Annotated in this window: 18 protein-coding genes and 1 pseudogene; 10 read left to right on the top strand and 9 right to left on the bottom strand. The window is 73.9% G+C overall.

The genetic code is table 11. The features are described 5' to 3' along the window. The first annotated feature begins 170 nt into the window (after window positions 1-170). The 3 genes from ABZ793_RS08495 to ABZ793_RS08485 all read left to right on the top strand — a co-directional run bounded on the left by ABZ793_RS08495 (window position 171) and on the right by ABZ793_RS08485 (window position 2,313). Complete coding sequence (locus ABZ793_RS08495) at window positions 171-1,352, top strand: HAMP domain-containing sensor histidine kinase (RefSeq protein ID WP_350711021.1); 1,182 nt, start codon at window positions 171-173, stop codon at window positions 1,350-1,352. A 167-nt stretch (window positions 1,353-1,519) separates the two neighbouring features. Continuing rightward, window positions 1,520-1,930, top strand: a complete 411-nt coding sequence (locus tag ABZ793_RS08490; protein WP_357453928.1) for a VOC family protein — start codon at window positions 1,520-1,522, stop codon at window positions 1,928-1,930. Then, a complete protein-coding gene (locus tag ABZ793_RS08485) occupies window positions 1,927-2,313 on the top strand; it encodes a VOC family protein (protein WP_357453925.1) in 387 nt (128 codons plus the stop codon). The genes ABZ793_RS08490 and ABZ793_RS08485 overlap by 4 nt, the downstream gene beginning before the upstream one ends. Before the next feature lie 49 nt (window positions 2,314-2,362). Here ABZ793_RS08485 and ABZ793_RS08480 read toward each other — a convergent pair whose 3' ends face one another. Both ABZ793_RS08480 and ABZ793_RS08475 read right to left on the bottom strand, forming a co-directional pair. Continuing rightward, window positions 2,363-3,334 carry a hypothetical protein gene (locus ABZ793_RS08480; RefSeq protein WP_357453922.1) on the bottom strand — a complete coding sequence of 324 codons (972 nt, stop codon included), beginning with the start codon at window positions 3,332-3,334 and terminating at the stop codon, window positions 2,363-2,365. Between the two features lie 52 nt (window positions 3,335-3,386). Next, window positions 3,387-4,619: a transposase gene (locus ABZ793_RS08475; RefSeq protein WP_357453920.1), complete on the bottom strand. Its 1,233-nt coding sequence runs from the start codon at window positions 4,617-4,619 to the stop codon at window positions 3,387-3,389. Window positions 4,620-4,651: 32 nt separating this feature from the next. Between ABZ793_RS08475 and tnpA the strand changes: the two are divergent. Next, a pseudogene (gene tnpA / locus ABZ793_RS08470) lies at window positions 4,652-5,105 on the top strand (IS200/IS605 family transposase). A 152-nt stretch (window positions 5,106-5,257) separates the two neighbouring features. Here the strand turns inward: tnpA and ABZ793_RS08465 are convergent. From ABZ793_RS08465 to ABZ793_RS08455, 3 genes are all read right to left on the bottom strand, one after another. After that, on the bottom strand, window positions 5,258-7,324 hold the full coding sequence (locus tag ABZ793_RS08465; RefSeq protein ID WP_357453917.1) for a 3-hydroxyacyl-CoA dehydrogenase NAD-binding domain-containing protein: 2,067 nt from the start codon (window positions 7,322-7,324) through the stop codon (window positions 5,258-5,260). After that, window positions 7,321-8,517, bottom strand: coding sequence for a thiolase family protein (locus ABZ793_RS08460; RefSeq protein ID WP_350711030.1), 1,197 nt, complete (start codon window positions 8,515-8,517; stop codon window positions 7,321-7,323). Before ABZ793_RS08460 ends, ABZ793_RS08465 begins: the two co-directional genes overlap by 4 nt. A gap of 276 nt (window positions 8,518-8,793) precedes the next feature. Then, window positions 8,794-10,122: a ribonuclease D gene (locus ABZ793_RS08455; protein WP_357453914.1), complete on the bottom strand. Its 1,329-nt coding sequence runs from the start codon at window positions 10,120-10,122 to the stop codon at window positions 8,794-8,796. A 208-nt stretch (window positions 10,123-10,330) separates the two neighbouring features. Between ABZ793_RS08455 and ABZ793_RS08450 the strand changes: the two genes are divergently transcribed. Further along, on the top strand, window positions 10,331-11,533 hold the full coding sequence (locus ABZ793_RS08450) for a trypsin-like peptidase domain-containing protein (protein WP_357453911.1): 1,203 nt from the start codon (window positions 10,331-10,333) through the stop codon (window positions 11,531-11,533). A gap of 78 nt (window positions 11,534-11,611) precedes the next feature. Then, a complete protein-coding gene (locus ABZ793_RS08445; protein ID WP_357453908.1) occupies window positions 11,612-12,520 on the top strand; it encodes a hypothetical protein in 909 nt (302 codons plus the stop codon). A gap of 18 nt (window positions 12,521-12,538) precedes the next feature. On the opposite strand, the gene ABZ793_RS08440 is transcribed toward ABZ793_RS08445, so the two are convergent. Then, window positions 12,539-13,111, bottom strand: coding sequence for a DUF3000 domain-containing protein (locus tag ABZ793_RS08440; RefSeq protein ID WP_357453906.1), 573 nt, complete (start codon window positions 13,109-13,111; stop codon window positions 12,539-12,541). A gap of 196 nt (window positions 13,112-13,307) precedes the next feature. Here ABZ793_RS08440 and hemE point away from each other — a divergent pair, with 196 nt between their 5' ends. From hemE to hemQ, 3 genes are read left to right on the top strand one after another with little or no spacing between them, the layout of a single operon-like run. Beyond that, window positions 13,308-14,405: a uroporphyrinogen decarboxylase gene (hemE, locus tag ABZ793_RS08435; protein ID WP_357453903.1), complete on the top strand. Its 1,098-nt coding sequence runs from the start codon at window positions 13,308-13,310 to the stop codon at window positions 14,403-14,405. Between the two features lie 5 nt (window positions 14,406-14,410). Next, a complete protein-coding gene (hemG, locus tag ABZ793_RS08430) occupies window positions 14,411-15,820 on the top strand; it encodes a protoporphyrinogen oxidase (protein ID WP_357453900.1) in 1,410 nt (469 codons plus the stop codon). Further along, a complete protein-coding gene (gene hemQ, locus ABZ793_RS08425; protein ID WP_357453897.1) occupies window positions 15,817-16,518 on the top strand; it encodes a hydrogen peroxide-dependent heme synthase in 702 nt (233 codons plus the stop codon). The genes hemG and hemQ overlap by 4 nt, the downstream gene beginning before the upstream one ends. A gap of 123 nt (window positions 16,519-16,641) precedes the next feature. On the opposite strand, the gene ABZ793_RS08420 is transcribed toward hemQ, so the two are convergent. Together ABZ793_RS08420 and ABZ793_RS08415 are read right to left on the bottom strand one after the other, a co-directional pair. Beyond that, window positions 16,642-17,103, bottom strand: coding sequence for a GNAT family N-acetyltransferase (locus ABZ793_RS08420; RefSeq protein WP_357453894.1), 462 nt, complete (start codon window positions 17,101-17,103; stop codon window positions 16,642-16,644). Window positions 17,104-17,122: 19 nt separating this feature from the next. Then, window positions 17,123-17,623 carry a MarR family transcriptional regulator gene (locus tag ABZ793_RS08415; RefSeq protein ID WP_357453891.1) on the bottom strand — a complete coding sequence of 167 codons (501 nt, stop codon included), beginning with the start codon at window positions 17,621-17,623 and terminating at the stop codon, window positions 17,123-17,125. Window positions 17,624-17,712: 89 nt separating this feature from the next. Here ABZ793_RS08415 and ABZ793_RS08410 point away from each other — a divergent pair, with 89 nt between their 5' ends. Next, window positions 17,713-18,615: an EamA family transporter gene (locus ABZ793_RS08410; RefSeq protein ID WP_357453888.1), complete on the top strand. Its 903-nt coding sequence runs from the start codon at window positions 17,713-17,715 to the stop codon at window positions 18,613-18,615. 8 nt (window positions 18,616-18,623) lie between these two features. Here ABZ793_RS08410 and ABZ793_RS08405 read toward each other — a convergent pair whose 3' ends face one another. Beyond that, window positions 18,624-18,884, bottom strand: coding sequence for a Prokaryotic metallothionein (locus tag ABZ793_RS08405; protein ID WP_091096395.1), 261 nt, complete (start codon window positions 18,882-18,884; stop codon window positions 18,624-18,626). Window positions 18,885-18,891: the final 7 nt, after the last annotated feature.

Raw genomic sequence — 18,891 nt, 5'->3', positions numbered from 1 at the left:
GAGGAGTGAGCCGGTTCTGCGAGCCCCGCAGTCGCGAACGAAGGTGGCACGGTGAGCGCGAGGAGTGAGCCGGTTCTGCGAGCCCCGCAGTCGCGAGCGGAGGTGGCACGGTGAGCGCGAGGAGTGAGCCGGTTCTGCGAGCCCGGCGGTCCAAACCGAGGGACCCGGCCGTGCGGAGGCGCCTGCGGCCCACCCTGCGGCTGCGGCTGACCCTGCTCAACGGCGTGCTGCTGGTCGGCGCCGGGGCGATCCTGGTGCTGCTGGCCTGGCTGCTGGTCCGCGACGCGCTGCGCCCGACCGACGAGTTGCTCCCCGGCACGACCGTGGTGCTGGCCGACGGCCGGTCGCTGGACGCCGCGCAGTGGCAGCGGCAACTGGTCGACGCCGCCAGCACGGAGCTGCTGGTCAAGGGCCTGGTGGCGCTGCTGGCGATCAGCGTCGTCGGGGTGGCCGGGGCGTACGCGGTGGCCGGGCGGGCGCTGCGCCCGCTGCACCAGGTCACCGCCACCGCCCGGCGGCTCGGCGAGACCACCCTGGACCAGCGGATCGGCTACTCCGGCGCCGACGACGAGGTGGCCGAGCTGGCGAAGACGTTCGACGCGATGCTGGACCGGATCGCCGCCGCGTTCGAGGCGCAGAAGCGCTTCGTCGCCAACGCCTCGCACGAGCTGCGTACCCCCCTCGCCGTGATGCGTACCGAGATCGACGTGACGCTCAGCGACGACGAGGCGGACGCCGCCGAGTACCGCCGGATGGCCACCGTCGTGCGGGACGCCTCCGAGCGGGCCAACGGGCTGGTCGACGCCCTGCTGGTGCTGGCCCGCAGCGAGGCGCAGGCGGGCCGCCGGCTCGGCCGCCGCACCGAGTGCGACCTCGCCGCCGGGACCGCCAACGCCCTGTCGGCCGTACGCCGGGAGGTGGAGCGGATCGGGCTGCGGGTGCAGACCTCGCTGGAGTCCGCGCCGGTGGTCGGCGACCCCGGGCTGCTGGACCGGCTGGCCGGCAACCTGATCGAGAACGCGGTGCGTTACAACCACCTGCACGGCCGGCTCTGGGTGCGTACGGGCTCGGACGGGTGCCGGTCCTGGCTGGTGGTGGGCAACACCGGCTTCGAGGTGGACCAGGCCGACGTGCCGGGCCTGTTCGAGCCGTTCCGGCGCGGCGGCCGGGAGCGCACCGGCGCGCGCGGCTCGGGCCTCGGGCTCTCCATCGTCCGGGCGGTCTGCGACGCGCACGGCGGCACGGTCCGGGTGATCGCCCAGCCCGGCGGCGGGCTGGAGGTCACGGTGACCCTGCCGGCAGCGGAGGCCGCCCCGGCGGTGACCGCCGAGGAACCGGCCGCCGGGCGGTGACGCGGCACCGGGGGTTGCGGGGCGGGCCGGCTCGATGAAAGGATCATGGTGTCAGCCCGACATCCGGAGGGGGGTGCGTCGAATGTTCACCGTCATGGTCTCCGCGCCCCGTCTCGCCGGCTGACCCTCACGCATCCGGGGCGCCTCCATCCCTAGCGGAGGAACCCGTGTATCCACGGATCCACAACATCAGTTTCGATTGTCACGACACCTACGCCCTGTCCGGCTTCTGGTCGGCGGTGCTCGGCTACGCCCGGCACGCCGACGACGCGCCGGGCGACCCGGAGGCGGTCCTGCTGCCGCCGGGCGGCGACACCACCCCGACCGTGTTCTTCCAGCAGGTGCCCGAGGCCAAGACGGTCAAGAACCGGGTGCACGTCTGCCTGCAACCGGCCGGTCGGACCCGCGACCAGGAGGTCGAGCGGGTGCTCGGGCTCGGCGCGGTCCTGGTGGACGACCAGCGACGCGCCGACGGTACGGGCTGGGTGGTGCTCGCCGACCCGGAGGGCAACGAGTTCTGCGTCCTGCGCGGCGCGGCGGAGCGGGCGGGTGCGTCGACAGAGGAGGAACACCAGTGAGCGCGACCATCCACAACATCGGCATCGACTGCCGCGACACGTACGCCCTGGCCGGCTTCTGGGCGCAGGTCTTCGACTGCCCCCGGCAGCCGGACGACCTCCCCGGTGACCCGGAGGCCATGCTGCTGCCCCCGGGTGGCCCGGAGGTGCTCTTCCTGGCCGTGCCCGAGGGCAAGGCGGTGAAGAACCGCCTGCACCTCGACCTGGAGCCCGCGGACCGGACCCGGGACGAGGAGGTGGCGCGGCTGCTGGGCATCGGCGCCACCCAGGTCGCCGACTGCCGCCGCCCCGACGGTTCGGGCTGGGTGGTGCTCGCCGACCCGGAGGGCAACGAGTTCTGCGTGCTGCGCAGCGCCGCCGAGCGGGCGGCCGCGGCGGGCTGACGCGGCAGGGGCCCGTCACCGGTGGTGACGGGCCCTCCGTGCCCGGCGGTCAGTACTTCTGCTCGATCTGGCCGCGGATCTCGACGAACTCCGCCGCCGCGGCGGCCGAGGACGAGAAGAACATCACGATGATCCCGACGCTGCCGTGGTCGGCCCACGCGCAGACGCCCAGCGGCACGTCGGCGGACTCACCGTCGCCGCACCTGGCCTCGCCGCCGTTCGGGCCCGGGGCGATGCTGGTCAGCCTCTTGACCTCCAGCTCCTTGGAGATCCCCTTGACCGCGTCGTCGAGTTCCCGCTCGGGGTTGAGCACGAAGGTGGAGGCGGCGACCACCATGACCATGTCGCGCTCGTCGGCGCTGCCGTAGAAGGCGCCGGCCACGCCCGTCGCCTGGGGCACCGAGGTCTTCAGTTCCCGCACCATGTCGTCGGCCAGCTTCTTCAGCGTCGGCTCGGTGCTCTGCGGGCGGCCCGCGAGGGTCTCCGGCGTGACGACCCGGATCCGGGTGGTGGAACTGGTCTCCGGGGACGGGGCGGCCTCCGACGACGGCGCGGCGCTCGGCGTGGCGCTCGACGCCGGGGTCGCCGTCGGCGTCGGGTTCACGACCGGGGTGTCGTTGTCGGAGAGGGCGACGTAGCCCACGGCGCCCCCGCCGAGGCAGAGCACCAGCAGGCCGACGATGCCCAGGGTCAGGACCAGGTTGACATGCGACCGTGCGGGCCCGCCACCCTGCTGGGGCGCGCCAGCGTACTGCGGCGGGTAGCCGGCGTGCGGGGCGGGTGGGAAGCCCTCCTGCGGCGTGACGGGATATCCGCCGTACGGCTGGGTGGGGTACGGGGCCGCGGGGGAGCCGGAGGCCGGCGCGGCGGACCAGCCGCCGTGGTACGGCGGCTGCCCGCCCGCCGGCGGCCAGCCCTCCGCCGGCGGCACGGGATAGCTGTCCGGCTGCGGCGGGTGGAAGTCGTAGTGGATGTCGTGCTCATGCTGCCCGGACCAGGGATCGACCGGCGGTGAGGACATGGATCAGCTCCAGGCGACGTTACGAACGCGTGATCTTGACGTTCTCCCCGCCCTAGAGGACGGGGATTCCCTCCACGCTGCGCGTGGAACGCGCCGCGTCCGGGTGGACTCCTGCTTCTCGGCGTGGTGCCGGCACGGGTGCCGGTCTTACCTGCGCTCCACAGGCGTTTGAGTTGTCCCAGCGTCCCTGGGCCAACACGTTCTTGGCCGCGTTGACGTCCCGGTCGTGGATCGTCCCGCAGGGGCAGGTCCACGACCGGACCGACAGCGGCTTCGGGCCGTCGAGCCGGCCGCACGTGGAGCAGGTCTGCGACGTGGGCGCGAACCGGTCGATTTTGACGAAGGTTCGTCCGTACCGGGCGGCCTTGTACTCCAACATCGCGGTAAAACTGGCCCACCCGGCGTCGTGGACGGACTTCGCCAGTCGGGTGCGGCCGAGACCGGCGACGCACAGGTCCTCGACGTACACCGCTTGATTCTCACGGATGATTCGTGTCGAGAGCTTGTGCTGCCAGTCCCTGCGGATGTCGGCCACCCGAGCGTGCGCCCTGGCGACCTTGACGACGGCCTTCTTACGGTTCTGGCTGCCCCGCTGCTTGCGGGACACGTCCTGCTGCAACCGGCGCAGCTTGCGGGCCGCCCGGCGCAGGAACCTCGGCGCGGTCACCTTCGTGCCATCCGATAGCACCGCGAAGTGGGTCAAGCCCAGATCGATGCCCACCTCCGACTCGGCGCACGGCAATGCTTCGTCGGTGGTGGCCACCACGAACGAGGCGAAGTACCGGCCCGCCGCGTCCCGGATCACCGTGACCGAGCTGGGCTCGGCCGGCAGTTGCCGCGACCAGCGCACCTGCACGTCGCCGATCTTCGGCAGGCGAAGTTGGCCGTTGTCCAGGACCTTGAATCGGGCATTGGCGGTGAACCGGATCGTCTGCCGGTTGTCCTTGCGTGAGCGGAAACGCGGCGGGGCGACCTTGCGGCCCGTGCGCTTGCCAGACAGTGAGGAGAAGAAGTTGCGGTACGCCGTGTTCAGGTCGGCCAGGGCCTGCTGAAGCACCACCGCTGACACCTCGGCAAGCCACTGCCGCTGTGGGGTTCGTTTGGCTGCGGTGATGACCTGCTTGGACAGGTCCCCGTCCGACAGGTAGGGCAGTCCCTGCTCCCGCGCCGCCCGCCGTGCGTGCAGCCCGTCGTTGAACACCACCCGCGCGCACCCGAACGCCCGAGCCAACGCTTCCTGCTGGCTGGGCGTCGGGTAGACGCGGTAGTTGTACCGGAGCTGCACATGGGACAACCTACCGCTGGCCTGTGACCAACATGGACAGCGAGAGAACCGGCCGGCCCTGCGTCTCGCACTGCACGCCCACTCGGTCTTCGTGACGCAGTTCCACCACACGGTGTTCAGCGACCGGCACCTGACCCGCCTGGAAGAGATCATGCGGGCGGTGTGCGCCGACTTCGAGTGCGAACTGGTCGAGTTCAACGGCGACAGTGAGCACGTGTACCTACTGGTCAACTTCCCACCAAAAGTCGCCCTGTCAAAGCTGGTCAACAGCCTCAGGGCGTATCGTCGCGGCGTATGCGCCAGGAATTCCCCGACCTCGCGCCCCACTACTACCAGACCAACCGACTCTTGTCAGCCTCGTACTTCGCCGGGTCCGTCGACGGCGCACCCCTGACCATCCTGCACCGGTACATCCAGCGGCAGAACAGACCGGCATCGGACACGCTCGGCCCCCGCGCGAGCCTTCACCCCCGACCTGGAGGCTGAAGGGCGGAGCACTGGCCCGCACCTCGGTAGCCAGCCACCGGTCCGCCCCGCAGTCTCCTTCCCGGCCGGGCGGGCCGCAATGACGATCGCGGTGGCCGCCACCATCAAAGCTGGACGGGGCGACCACCGCGAACGCGGGAGAGCGGGTGGACTCAGGCGGGCAGGCTGGCGACTCCGCGCGGCAGGAACCGCTGGCCCGTCACCTGCTCCGAGGTGCCGGTCCGGTCCAGGTACGGCGTGACGCCGCCCAGGTGGAACGGCCAGCCGGCGCCGAGGATCATGCACAGGTCGATGTCCTGCGCCTCGGCGACGACGCCCTCGTCGAGCATGAGCCGGATCTCCTGGGCCAGCGCGTCGAGCGCGTTCTGGCGCACCTGCTCGGCGGTGAGCGGCTGGTCGCCGACCACCAGCAGCTTCGCCACCTCGTCGTTGACCTGGTCGTCGACGACGATCGGCTGACCGGAGTCGGCGATCCGCTTGAGGTTCTCGCTGACCCCGAACCGGTCCGGGAACGCGGCGTGCAGGGTGCCGCCCACGTGGTACGCGACGGCCGGCCCGACGAGCTGGAGCAGGGCGAGCGGGCGCATCGGCAGGCCCAGCGGGTCCAGCGCGCTGTTCGCCACGTCCAGCGGGGTGCCGGCGTCGACGGCCGCGAAGACGGTGCCCAGGAAGCGGGTGAGCAGCCGGTTGACCACGAACGCCGGCGCGTCCTTCACCAGCACCGAGGACTTCTTGAGCTGCTTGCCGACCGCGAAGGCGGTGGCGAGGGTGGCGTCGTCCGTCCGCTCGCCCCGGACGATCTCCAGCAGCGGCATCATGGCGACCGGGTTGAAGAAGTGGAAGCCGACCACCCGCTCCGGGTGCTCCAGTTCGGCCGCCATCGCGGTGACCGACAGCGACGAGGTGTTCGTCGCCAGCACGGCCTCCGGCTTGACGATCTTCTCCAGCTCGGCCCAGACCTGCTTCTTGACGTTCAGGTCCTCGAAGACCGCCTCGATGACGAAGTCGGCGTCCGCGAAGACGCCCTTGTCGACCGATCCGCTGACCAGGCCGTAGAGCTTGGCGGCGGTGCCCTTGTCCATCCGGCCCTTGCTGACGGCCTTCTCGATCTGGGTGTGTACGTAGCCGACGCCCTTGTCGACCCGGGCCTGGTCCAGGTCGGTCAGCACGACCGGCACCTGGAGGCGGCGGGCGAAGAGCAGGGCGAGCTGGCTGGCCATCAGGCCGGCGCCGACGATGCCCACCTTGGTGACCGGGCGGGCCAGGCCCTTGTCCGGCGCGCCGGCCGGCCGCTTGGCCCGCCGCTGCACCAGGTCGAAGGCGTACAGGCCGCTGCGCAGCTCCTCCGAGAAGACCAGGTCCGCCAGGGCCTCGTCCTCGGCGGCGGTGCCGGTCGCGAAGTCGGCGTCCTTCGCCGTCTCCAGCAGGTCCAGCGCCTTGTACGCGGCCGGGACCGCGCCGTGCAGCCGCTGGTCCAGCGTCGACCGGGCGAAGTAGAGCACGCCCGCCCACATGTCCTTGTCGACCTCGGGCCGAGTCACGGTGACCTCGCCCCGGACCACGCCGGCGGCCCACTCCAGGGACCGCTCCAGGAAGTCCGCCGGCTCCAGCAGCACGTCCGCGATGCCCATCTCGGCGGCCTGCTTCGGCTTGAGCATCTTGTTCTGCATCAGCGGGTTCTGGATGACCACCTGGGTCGCCGCCGGGATGCCGATCAGGTTCGGCAGCAGCTGGGTGCCGCCCCAGCCGGGGACCAGGCCGAGGGAGACCTCGGGCAGGGCCAGCGCCGCGGCGCCGCCGGAGAGCGTCCGGTAGTGGCAGTGCAGGGCCAGCTCCAGGCCGCCGCCCATCGCCGCGCCGTTGACGAAGGCGAAGGTCGGGATCTGGCTGTCCCGGAGCCGGGCGAAGACCCGGTGGCCGAGCCGGCCGATCTCCAGGGCCTGCTCGCGGTCGGCGAGCTGCGGGAGGCTGGTGAGGTCCGCGCCCACGCAGAAGACGTACGGCTTGCCGGTGACCGCGATGAACGCCGGGTTCGCCGCCACGGCGGCGGTGATCGCCTCGTCCAGGCTGGTCAGGCCGCCCGGGCCGAAGCTGTTCGGCTTGGTGTGGTCGAAGCCGTTGTCCAGGGTGATCAGGGCGGCCGGCCGGTCCAGCCCCGGTACGTTCACCGAGCGCAGCAGCGCCTTGGTGACAACCTCGTTCGGTGCGGCGAGGCTCACTTGTCTCCACCCTCCCAGTGCGGGTTCTCCCAGATCACGGTGCCGCCCATGCCGATGCCGATGCACATGGCGGTGAGGCCGTAGCGGACCTCAGGGTGCTCGGCGAACTGCCGGGCGAGCTGCGTCATCAGCCGCACGCCCGAGGAGGCGAGCGGGTGACCGATGGCGATCGCGCCGCCCCACGGGTTGACCCGGGGGTCGTCGTCGGCGATGCCGAAGTGGTCGAGGAAGGCGAGCACCTGCACGGCGAACGCCTCGTTCAGCTCGAACAGGCCGATGTCGTCGATGGTCAGGCCGGCGAGGCGCAGCGCCTTCTCGGTCGACGGGATCGGGCCGACGCCCATCACCTCGGGCTCGACGCCGACGAAGCCGAACGAGACCAGCCGCATGGCGACCGGCAGGCCCAGCTCGCGGGCGACGTCCTCGGAGGCGAGCAGGCTGGCGGTGGCGCCGTCGTTCAGGCCGGCCGCGTTGCCCGCGGTGACCTTGCCGTGCGGGCGGAACGGGGTCTTCAGGGTGGCGAGTTTCTCCAGCGAGGTGTCCCGGGGCGCCTCGTCCACCGTGGCCAGGCCCCAGCCGCCGTCGGCGTCGCGGATCGCCATCGGCACCAGGTCGTCCTGGAGCTTGCCGTTGGCGTACGCCTTCGCGGTCTTCTGCTGCGAGGCGAGCGCGAAGGCGTCGGTGCGCTCCTTGGTGACGTGCGGGACGCGGTCGTGCAGGTTCTCCGCGGTCGCACCCATGACCAGCGCGGACGGGTCGACCAGCTTCTCGGCGACGATCCGCGGGTTGGGGTCGACGCCCTCGCCCATCGGGTGGCGGCCCATGTGCTCGACGCCCCCGGCGATGGCGACGTCGTACGCGCCCATGGCGATGCCGCTGGCGACGGTGGTCACCGCGGTCATCGCGCCGGCACACATCCGGTCGATCGCGAAACCGGGGACGGTCTTGGGCAGGCCGGCCAGCAGGGCGGCCGTCCGGCCGATGGTCAGGCCCTGGTCGCCGATCTGGGTGGTGGCGGCGATGGCGACCTCCTCGACCCGCTCCGGCGGCAGCTGCGGGTTGCGGCGCAGCAGTTCGCGGATGCAGCGGATCACCAGGTCGTCGGCGCGGGTGTTGGCGTACATGCCACCCGCCTTGCCGAAGGGGGTGCGGACGCCGTCGACGAAGACGACATCCCGGACTTCACGGGGCACTGGAGCCTCCTTTTCGACCATGATTCGGCCTCCGCGCCGACAGGCGGCACGACGGACCGAATGAAGGTCGCCGGCACGGGCGTGTTCCCCCGGATGCTACTCGCCAGTAACCATAGTCGACACCCACCCCCATGTGGCCAACCCCACACCCCCACCTCCCGGGCCCCCCACCCCCTCCGGTGCGCGCGTTGATCATGAGTTGTTTCGACACGCCGGGGGCGGCGACAACAACTTCATGATCAACGGCGAGGGGCAACCGGGGGAGGGAGGGGAGGGTCAGGCGGGTGGGGGTGGGTCGGTGAGGGCCTCGGTGAGGTCGGTGAGGAGGAGGCCGATCTGCCACTCGCGGGCGTTGAAGCCGCGCAGCGTCTCCGCCACGGTCTCCTCGGTGACCTCCTCCGGGGGGACCCAGGCCAGGCGGCGGATCGTGTCGGGGGTGATCAGGTTCTCCGGGGGCAGGCGGTGCGCCCCGGCGATCCGGACCACCACCTCCCGGCACCGGGCCAGCCGGGCCGCCGCCACCGGGTCCCGCTCGGCCCAGCGGTGCGGCGGCGGGGGGCCCTCGACCGTCGGGGCGACCGGCAGCGCGTCCTCCGGCAGTTGCCGGGCGTCGTCCAGCGCCGCCAGCCAGGTACGGGCCAGCCGCCGCACCGAGCGGCCGCCGAATCCGGGAAGGGTGAGCAGCGTCTTCTCGTCCTTCGGGTCCAGCTCGGCCGCCGCGACGATGGCCGAGTCCGGCAGCACCCGCCCCGGGGCGGCGTCCCGTCGGGCCGCGATCTGGTCCCGGGCGTACCAGAGGGAGCGCACGCGCGCCTGCGCGCGCGCCCCGCGCACCCGGTGGATGCCGGAGGTGCGGCGCCACGGCTCGGCGCGGACCCGGGGCGGCCGGGCGCCGGTGCGCACCAGCGCGGCGAACTCCTCCGCCGCCCAGGCGGACTTGCCCTGCCGGGTCAGCTCCTCGTCGAGCGCGTCGCGCAGGTCGACCAGCATCTCCACGTCCAGCGCGGCGTAGGTGAGCCAGGACTCCGGGAGTGGGCGGCTCGACCAGTCGGCGGCCGAGTGGTGCTTCTCCAGGCTGTAGCCGAGTAGCTGCTCGGTCAGCGCGGCCAGGCCGACCCGCTCGAACCCGGCCAGCCGGGCGGCCAGTTCGGTGTCGAAGAGCCGGCGCGGGCGCAGCCCCACCTCGGCCAGGCAGGGCAGGTCCTGGCTGGCCGCGTGGAGCACCCACTCGGCCTCGCCGATCACCTCGTCGAGGGCGGTCAGGTCGGGCAGCGGCAGCGGGTCGATCAACGCCGTGCCGGAGCCGGCCCGGCGCAGCTGCACCAGGTATGCCCGCTGGCTGTAGCGGTAGCCCGAGGCCCGCTCGGCGTCCAGGGCGACCGGGCCGGTGCCGGCGGCGAAGCGGGCCACGACCTCGGCGAGCTCGTCCGGCGTGGCCGCCGGCTGGGGTGTGCCCTCGCGCGGGGCGGTCAGCGGAACGGGCCCGTCGGCGTTCGGTTCGGTCCCCGCGTCCTCCGGCTCCGGCCGGGCCGACGGCGGGTGGTGCGCTTCGTTTCCCGTACGGCTTTCGGCGGCCCGACGGCGCAGGGGTGGTTCGTCGGTCACCTGACAACCCTAGTGCGCGACGCGATCCGGCGGGTGCAGCCGGTCCGGTGCGTGTCGATCGGACGGTCGGCCGGGTCCTCCCCCCAGCCGGACATCGGGGAAGACAAACCCTTTTCGCGCAGGTACGGTCCATCGAGCCGTTTGCGCCGGTACGGCATCATCAGGCCCCGGGACACCGCGGGGCGGCTACGGGGAGGGCAAGGCGATCATGACTGCTGGCTACGGGTCGGCGGACACGGGTCCGGCGGGGCCGGGCGACGGGAGCTACCGGCCGGGGCCGCTGCCGCCCCGGATCGAGCCGCCCGCGCCGGCGTACCCGCCGAACGTCCCGGGGCAGGCCCCCGCCGCGCCGCCGCGGACGACCTGGTCACCGCCGCAGCAACAGGGCCAGTGGGGCGCCGCCCCGGTCGCCCCCGCCGGCTGGGGGCAGGGTGGCGCGCCGTCCGCCGCCCCGACAGCCCCCGGCGGCCCGACGTCCGCCGGAGCCGCCCCGGGCGCCGGCTGGCCTCCCGCCGCCGGGCAGGCGTCCCCGGGCGCCGCCGGGCAACCGCCCGTGCCCGGGCAGCCGCCGGCCGCCGGGCCGGCCCAGCCGTATCCTGCCGGCCCCGTCCAGGTGGGCGCCGCGCCGGCCTCCCGGGGCCGCTGGCTGACCGTCACCGCGCTCGTGCTCGCCGGCCTGCTGGCTGTGGTGACGGGCGTGCAGGCGTACCAGATCCACCGGCTCTCGGACCGGCTCGGCGACACCGACCGCCGGCTGGACGCGGCGCAGGCGGCCGACGGGACCCGGCTCGACGGGCTGGAGAGCCGGGCCGAGGCGCTGGAGAAGCAGGCGGGCGCCGCGTTCAACCCGGAGGCCGTCGCCAGCGCGGTGCTGCCCAGCGTGTTCCGGGTCCGGGCCGGCAACTCCACCGGCACGGCGTTCGCCATCGGCAAGCCGGCCGCCGGCGGGGGCACCAACCTGTTCACGAACTACCACGTGGTGGAGTCGGTCTGGGAGGCCGGCGAGCGGGAGGTCTTCCTGGAGCGCACCGACCAGCGTTTCCCGGCGACCATCGTCAGGGTCGACGAGGCGAACGACGTCGCCCACCTGCGGACCACCGGCAAGTTCACCGGCCTGGTCGCCGCGCCGGCCGCCGTGAAGTCCGGGCAGCAGATCGTCGTCGTCGGCGCGCCGCTCGGCCTCGAGGACAGCGTCACCACCGGCGTGGTGAGCGCCTTCCGCGACGCGGGCGGCGGCCAGGGTCCCGTCATCCAGTTCGACGCCCCGATCAACCCCGGCAACTCCGGCGGCCCGGTGATCAACGGCAGCAAGCAGGTGGTCGGCATCGCCACCGCCAAGGCCCGCGACGCCGAGGGGATCGGCCTCGCCGTGCCGATCAAGGTCGCCTGCGACGGTTTCAAGATCTGCTGACCCGGTCAGCACCCGACCCGTACCCACCCGGTCCGGCGACCATGCCACCCGGACCAGCTCACGTGGAGGAAGAACGACATGTCCCAGCCACCGACCGGGCCGGGCGGCTACCCGCCGTACCCGCCGCAGCCGCCGGCCGCGCCCGGGCAGCCGCCGTCGGGCGGCGCCCCGCACGGCACCACCTACGGCACCCCCCGCCAGCACACTCCCGAGCAGGCCGTGCCGCAGCAGTACGGCACCCAGCCCGCCGGGTCCGCCGGCTACCCGCAGTCCGCGCCGCCCGCCGGGTCCGCCGGTTACCCGCAGTCCGCGCCGCCGGCCGGGTCCGCCGGTTATCCGCAGTCCGCGCCGCCCGCCGGGTCCTCCGGTTACCCGCAGTCCGCGCCGCCGGCCGGGTCCGGCTACGCCCCGGCCGGCACGCCGGCTGCCGCGCCCCAGGCCGGCCAGGTCTCCGTCCCGCCCGCCTTCGGACAGCCGATGTCCGTGCCCCCCGCGTCCGGGCCGGCGTACGGGCAGCCGATGTCCGGCCCGCCCGGCTCCACCCCGCCCTTCGGCGCCCCCGCGCCGGGTGCCGGCAAGAGCCGCAAGGTGCTGGTCCTGGCCGTGGTGGCCGGGCTGCTCTTCGTCCTCGGCGGGGTGATGACCGGCCTGTTCGTCAGCACGAGCAGTGAGCTGGACCGCACCGAGAAGAAGATGGCCAGCGAGGTCAGCCAGCGCGACGGCACCATCGCGGCCAACGGCAAGGAGATCGAGAAGCTCAAGGCCGACCTCCAGTCGGTGAAGGACAAGCTGGACGACACCGAGCAGGACCTCACCGGCACCCGCAACGACCGGGACGAGCAGGCCCGGCAGAAGAAGGTCATCGCCAACTGCCTCGACAAGCTGACCACCGCGCTGGGCGCGGCGGCGGCCGGCAACAAGGCGGCCTACGACAAGGCCGTCCAGGGCATGGACAAGATCTGCAACGAGGCCGAGAAGTATCTGTGAGGTGACCCGTCGCGGGGGTCAGGCCGCGCCGGCGGGGCGACGCTCCGGCAGCGCGGTCACCCCGGGCGGGGGCAGCCCGGCGGTCGAGGCCAGCAGCGCGCACCAGGCGAGCAGGTGCGGGGCGAGGTCGTCGTCGACCGGCGTCCAGGAGGCACGGATCTCGATGTCGCCGGCCGCGGGCGGCCCGGCCAGGTCGCCGAACCGGGTCGACATGGTCTGGGTGATCGTGCCGCCGATCGCGGTGTGGCCGGCGTCCTGCGCGTCCAGGGCGTCGGTCAGCCACGTCCAGCCCACTCCGGGCAGCAGCGGGTCGGCGGCCAGGTCCACCTCCAGCTCCGCCGTCACGTAGGTGACCAGCCGCAGGTTGCCCCGCCACGCCTCGTGCCCGGCCGGGTCGTGCAGCAGGATCAGCCGCCCGGAGGCCACCTCGTCGCCGTTGCGTACGACGGTGGCGGAGAGCGCGAAGGTGTACGGGGCGAGGCGCTGCGGCGCGCCGACCTCCTCCAGCACGATCTCCGACCGGGGTGCCGCGGACCGCAGCCCGGCGACCGCGCGGGCGAAGGTCTCCGGGAGCGCGATCGGGGGGGCCATGCCGGCAGCCTATGCCCGGCGACCCGTCGCTGCCGGAAACGGCACGCCGGGAGCCGGCCCTCCCGCGGCCCGCGTGCGACGGCCCGGCGGGCCGGGGAGGCCCCGCCGGAGCACCTTCGTCCCGGCGGGCTGACGGGGGTCACAAAAGGCGGCGCTGCCCGCTGCCGCGCGCATGCCGCGTGGCACGATGGCCGCGATGACCACCACCACGACGGGCGACGACGCCCGAGACGAAGACCTCCGCTCCGGCGGACCGGCCGACTCGCCCTTCGTCCGGGCCTGCCGGCGTCGGCCCGTCCCGCACACCCCGGTCTGGTTCATGCGGCAGGCCGGCCGGTCGCTGCCGGAGTACCGCGAGATCCGGGCCAACGTGGCGATGCTGGAGTCCTGCCGCCGCCCCGAGCTGGTTACCGAGATCACCCTCCAGCCGGTACGCCGGCACGGGGTGGACGCCGCGATCCTGTTCAGCGACATCGTCGTGCCGGTCGCCGCCGCCGGGGTGGACCTGGACATCGTGCCCGGCACCGGCCCCGTGGTGGCCGAGCCGGTGCGCACCCTGCCCGACGTGGAACGGATCCGGCCGATCACCCGCGACGACGTCTCCTACGTGGACGAGGCGGTCCGGCTGCTCGTCGCCGAGCTGGGCGACACCCCGCTGATCGGCTTCGCCGGCGCGCCGTTCACCCTGGCCAGCTACCTGGTCGAGGGCGGCCCGTCGCGCACCCACGCGAAGACCAAGGCCCTCATGTACGGCCAGCCGGAGCTGTGGCACGCGCTCTGCCGCCGGCTGGCCGAGGTGACGCTGGGGTTCCTGCGGGTCCAGGTGGCCGCCGGGGTCTCCGCGGTGCAGCTCTTCGACTCGTGGGCCGGCGCGCTGTCCGAGGCCGACTACCGCCGCTTCGTGCTGCCGCACTCCGCCGCGGTGCTCGCGGGGCTGGCCGACGCGGGCGTGCCCCGGATCCACTTCGGGGTGGGCACCGGCGAGCTGCTCGGCGCGATGGGTGAGGCCGGCGCCGACGTGGTCGGCGTCGACTGGCGTACGCCGCTGGACGTGGCGACCCGCCGGATCGGCCCGGACAAGGCCGTGCAGGGCAACCTCGACCCGTGCGTGCTGCTCGCGCCGTGGCCGGTCGTGGAGGGCGAGGTGCGGCGGATCCTGGAGCAGGGCCGGGCCGCGCCCGGGCACGTGTTCAACCTGGGGCACGGCGTGCCGCCCGAGACCGACCCCGACGTGCTGACCCGGGTGGTGGCCCTGGTGCACGAGCTGTCCGCCCAGCCGGCGGACCGGGGCTGAGCGGCATGCGGGCGCCGTGGCGGGTGGCGGTGGTCGGCGGCGGGATCGCCGGGCTGGCCGCCGCGGTCCGGTTGCGTGACCGCGCCCCCGCCGACACCGAGATCACCGTGTACGAGCAGTCCGGCACGCTTGGCGGCAAGCTGCGCACCGGCGAGCTGGCCGGCTCGGCGGTGGAGTTCGGGGCGGAGTCGTTCCTGATGCGCGACCCGGCCGGGGGCGAGTCCGCCGCCGTGGCCCTGGTCCGCCGGCTCGGCCTGGGCGAACGGATCGTGCACCCCACCGTCGGGCAGGCCGCGCTGGTGGTCGACGGCGCGCTGCGCCCGATCCCCGGCGGCACGCTGGTGGGCGTACCGGGGGACCTGGAGCGGGTGACCACGGTCGCGCGCCCGGCGGCGGACGCCGACACCGACGCGGGCCGGCCGCTGCTCGGTGCGGACGACGACGTCTCGGTCGGCGCGCTGGTCCGGGCCCGGTTCGGCGACGAGGTGGTCGACCGGCTGGTCGAACCGATGCTCGGCGGCGTCTACGCGGGCCGGGCCGACGACCTGTCGCTGGTGACCACCATGCCGGCGCTGGCCCGGGCCGCCCGGGTGGAGCACACCCTGGTGGGGGCGGTGCGCGCCGCGCAGGCCGCCGCTCCCCGGTCGCCGGGTACGCCGGTCTTCGGCACCCTGGCCGGTGGGCTCAGCACGCTGGTCCGGGCCGCGGCGGCGGCGAGCGGGGCGACGATCCGGCGGGACGCGGCCGTGCGCGAGCTGACCCCGACCGGGCCCGGGTGGCGGCTGACCGTCGGCCCGACCCGTGACCCGGAGCTGGTCGACGTCGACGCCGTGGTGCTGGCCGTGCCGGCCCGGCCGGCGGCGCGGCTGCTCGGCGGTCCGGCGCCGGCGGCGGCCGAGCGCGTCGGCGAACTGGACTACGCCAGCGTCGCGCTGGTCACCCTCGCGCTGCCCGAGCCGGAGCTGCCCGAGCTGTCCGGCTTCCTGGTGCCCGGCACCGAGGGGCTGCTGATCAAGGCGTCGACCTTCTTCACCACCAAGTGGGGGCACCTGCGTCGGGCGGACGGGCTGGCGCTGGTCCGCGCCTCCGTCGGCCGGTACGGCGAGGAGCGGCAGGTGCAGCGCACCGACGAGGACCTGGCCGCCACCGTGCACCGGGAACTGTCGGCGGTGCTCGGTGTGCCGCTGCCCGCCCCGGTCGCCGGGCACGTGCAGCGCTGGGGCGGGTCGCTGCCGCAGTACGCCCCGGGTCACGCCGACCGGGTGGCCGCCGCGCGGGCGGTCCTGCGGGCGCACCACCCGACGCTCGTCCTGGCCGGCGCCGGGTACGACGGCGTCGGCATCCCGGTCTGCGTCCGCTCGGGCGAGACGGCGGCCGAAGAGATCATCACAGCACTGGGAGGATCGGGGACATGACCGAGCAGACCAACGCGGCCCGGCTGCGGGAGCTCAACGCCAGCATCCGCTACACCATGTGGTCGGTGTACCGGGCCAGCAGCCCGCTTCCGTCGCTGCGCGAGAACGTCACCGGCGAGGTCGAGACCCTCTTCGAGGAGCTGGCCGGCAAGGACGTGGTCGTCCGCGGCACGTACGACGTCTCGGGCCTGCGCGCCGACGCGGACCTGCTGATCTGGTGGCACGCCGCCTCCAGCGACGCCCTCCAGGACGCGTACCTGCGGTTCCGTCGCACCACCCTGGGGCGGGCGCTCACCCCGGTCTGGTCCCAGATGGCCCTGCACCGGCCGGCGGAGTTCAACAAGAGCCACATCCCGGCGTTCCTCGCCGGCGAGGAGGCCCGCTCGTACGTGTGCGTCTACCCGTTCGTCCGCTCCTACGAGTGGTACCTGCTGCCGGACGCCGAGCGGCGCGAGCTGCTCGCGGAGCACGGCAAGCTGGCCCGCGGCTACCCCGACGTGCGGGCCAACACGGTCGCCTCGTTCGCGCTCGGCGACTACGAGTGGATGCTCGCCTTCGAGGCCGACGAGCTGCACCGGATCGTCGACCTGATGCGCGACCTGCGGGCCTCCGGCGCCCGCCGGCACGTGCGGGAGGAGATCCCCTTCTACACCGGCCGCCGCCGCTCGGTCGCCGACATCGTCAACGGCCTCGTCTGACGTAGGGCCCGGGACCGGCCCGCACCGCGCTGTCGAGCTGCCCCGCCGGGTGGGGCGGGGGTGGGTCGCTGCCGCATTCGGTCGCGGCAACGGCGAGCGGCCGCCCCGGGCGGAGGTTGCCCGCTAGCGGATCCGGTCGACGCCTTCCCGGCGCATCGGGGTGTGCGGGATGCCGTCCTCGACGTAGTCGGGGCCGCTGACGGCGAAGCCGTGCCGGGCGTAGAAGCCGACGAGGTGGGACTGGGCCTCCAGCACGCACGGACGGTCGCCGACCACCTCCAGGGCCGCCGCCATCAGCCGGCCGGCGTGCCCGCCGCCGCGCGCCCGCGGCGTGACCACCACCCGCCCGATCCGCGCCACGCCGCCCGGGTCGGCGAGGATCCGCAGGTACGCCGCCGGCGCGCCGCCGTCGTCGAGCCACAGGTGCCGGGTGCCGGGCTCGACGTCCCGCCCGTCGAGTTCCGGGTACGGGCACGCCTGCTCGACCACGAACACGTCGATCCGGAGCCGGAGCAGGTCGTGGAAGGTGCGGGCGTCCAGGTCGGCGAACGAGGCGACCCGGATCGGAAGGTTCTGCTGCGGCATGCGGCGATGGTAGATCGACTCACGGGCTGCGCGTGTCGCCGAGTGACTCCAGCAGGGTCCGCAGGGTGTCCGCGAGGGTGTCGCGCTGCGCCGGGGTGAGCGCGGCGAGCAGTCGGTTCTCGGTGGCGACGTGGTCGGGCAGGACCCGGTCGATGAGCGCCAGTCCCTCGTCGGTGAGGCCGACCTGCACCGCGCGGCCGTCGGTGTCGCTGCGGGTGCGGGTCACCAGGTTGCGCGCCTCGAGCCGGTCGAGCCGCTGGGTGACGGCGCCGGAGGTGACCATCGACGAGTGCATCAGCTGGGTCGGGGTCAGCCGGTGGGGCGGGTCGCTGCGGCGCAGCGTGGCGAGCACGTCGAAGGACGCCGCATCGAGGCCGTGCGCGCTGAACGTGCGGTGCAGCTCCGCCCCGACGAGCCGGGAGAGCCGGGACAGGCGACCGAACACCCCCATCGGGGAGGCGTCCAGATCCGGTCGTTGGGCGGCCCATTGCGCCAGCACCCGGTCGACGTGATCGGCCATCCGATCACCCTAGCAGCGGTGCCTTAGCGGTGAGGTAGTTCACGGCGGGCGTCGCGGGATTTACCTTAGCGCTCAGCTAAATTATCTCAGTGCTAAAGAACCGAACGCTCGTCCTCGGCGTGACCGCGCTGGCCCCGGCGATCTGGGGGACCACCTATCTCGTCACCACCGAGCTGCTGCCCCCGCAGCGCCCGCTGCTGGCCGCGGTGGTGCGTGCCCTGCCCGCCGGTCTCCTCCTGGTCGCGGTCACCCGGCAACTGCCCAGGGGCGCGTGGTGGTGGCGGGCGGCGGTGCTCGGCGCCCTGAACATCGGCTTCTTCTTCGCGCTGTTGTTCGTCGCCGCGTACCGGCTTCCGGGCGGGGTCGCCGCGACCGTCGGCGCGGTGCAGCCGCTCCTGGTCGCCGCGCTCTCCGCCGGCGTGCTCGGCGACCGGCTGACCCCGCGTACCGTCCTCGCCGGCGCGGCGGGGGTGGCCGGGGTCGGGCTGCTGGTGCTGCGGGCGGACGCCCGCCTCGACGCCGTCGGCGTCGCCGCCGCGCTCGGCGGCGCGGTGGTGATGGCCGGCGGCGTGGTGCTCAGCAAGCGGTGGTCGTCGCCCGCGCCGCTGCTGGCCACCACGGGTTGGCAGCTCGCCGCCGGCGGCCTGCTGCTCCTTCCGGTCGCCGTGCTGGTCGAGGGTCCCCCGCCGGCGGTGCTGACAGCCGGGAACCTGATCGGGTACGGCTACCTCACGCTCGTCGGCTCCGCCCTCGCCTACGCCCTCTGGTTCCGTGGCATCCGCGCCCTCACGCCCACCACGGTCACCTTCCTCGGCCTGCTCAGCCCGCTGGTGGCGACGGCGTTGGGCTGGCTCGTGCTCGCCCAGGACCTCACCCCGGCGCAGCTGTCGGGCGGGCTGGTCGTCCTCGCCGCCATCGTCGTGCAGTCCCGGGCGTCCCGCCCGGCCCGATCGCCGCGCCGCATCGCCCCGTCGGCGGCGGCCCCCCGGTGAAACCCGCGTCAGGCGGGGCGGGCGCCCACCGCGTCGCGGATCTCGGCGCCCTGGGCGCCCTCCTCGGCGCGGGCGCAGTGCGCGCAGCAGAAGAACCGGCCGGACACCTCCACCCCGTGCCCGACGATCTTGATCTGGCAGTGCTCGCAGATCGGCGCCATCTTGTGCACGGCGCACTCGAAGCAGTCGAAGGTGTGCACGTCGCCGCTGACGGTTCGCACCTCGAACGCCATCCAGTAGTCGTTACCGCAGACCTCGCAGGTTGCCACGACATAA

Origin of the sequence: Micromonospora sp. NPDC047465 (assembly GCF_040643125.1) — a bacterium.
Lineage (GTDB): Bacteria > Actinomycetota > Actinomycetes > Mycobacteriales > Micromonosporaceae > Micromonospora.
Note: the sequence above shows the minus strand (reverse complement) of the source record. Positions and strands in the feature narration are given on the sequence as shown.

Coding starts and splice junctions, on each gene's coding strand:
- hemQ (WP_357453897.1), top strand. CDS start 15,817: ATGACCGAGCAGACCAACGCGGCCCGGCTGCGGGAGCTCAACGCCAGC.
- ABZ793_RS08480 (WP_357453922.1), bottom strand. CDS start 3,334: ATGTCCTCACCGCCGGTCGATCCCTGGTCCGGGCAGCATGAGCACGAC.
- ABZ793_RS08445 (WP_357453908.1), top strand. CDS start 11,612: ATGTCCCAGCCACCGACCGGGCCGGGCGGCTACCCGCCGTACCCGCCG.
- hemE (WP_357453903.1), top strand. CDS start 13,308: ATGACCACCACCACGACGGGCGACGACGCCCGAGACGAAGACCTCCGC.
- ABZ793_RS08440 (WP_357453906.1), bottom strand. CDS start 13,111: ATGGCCCCCCCGATCGCGCTCCCGGAGACCTTCGCCCGCGCGGTCGCC.
- ABZ793_RS08420 (WP_357453894.1), bottom strand. CDS start 17,103: ATGCCGCAGCAGAACCTTCCGATCCGGGTCGCCTCGTTCGCCGACCTG.
- hemG (WP_357453900.1), top strand. CDS start 14,411: ATGCGGGCGCCGTGGCGGGTGGCGGTGGTCGGCGGCGGGATCGCCGGG.
- ABZ793_RS08415 (WP_357453891.1), bottom strand. CDS start 17,623: ATGGCCGATCACGTCGACCGGGTGCTGGCGCAATGGGCCGCCCAACGA.
- ABZ793_RS08450 (WP_357453911.1), top strand. CDS start 10,331: ATGACTGCTGGCTACGGGTCGGCGGACACGGGTCCGGCGGGGCCGGGC.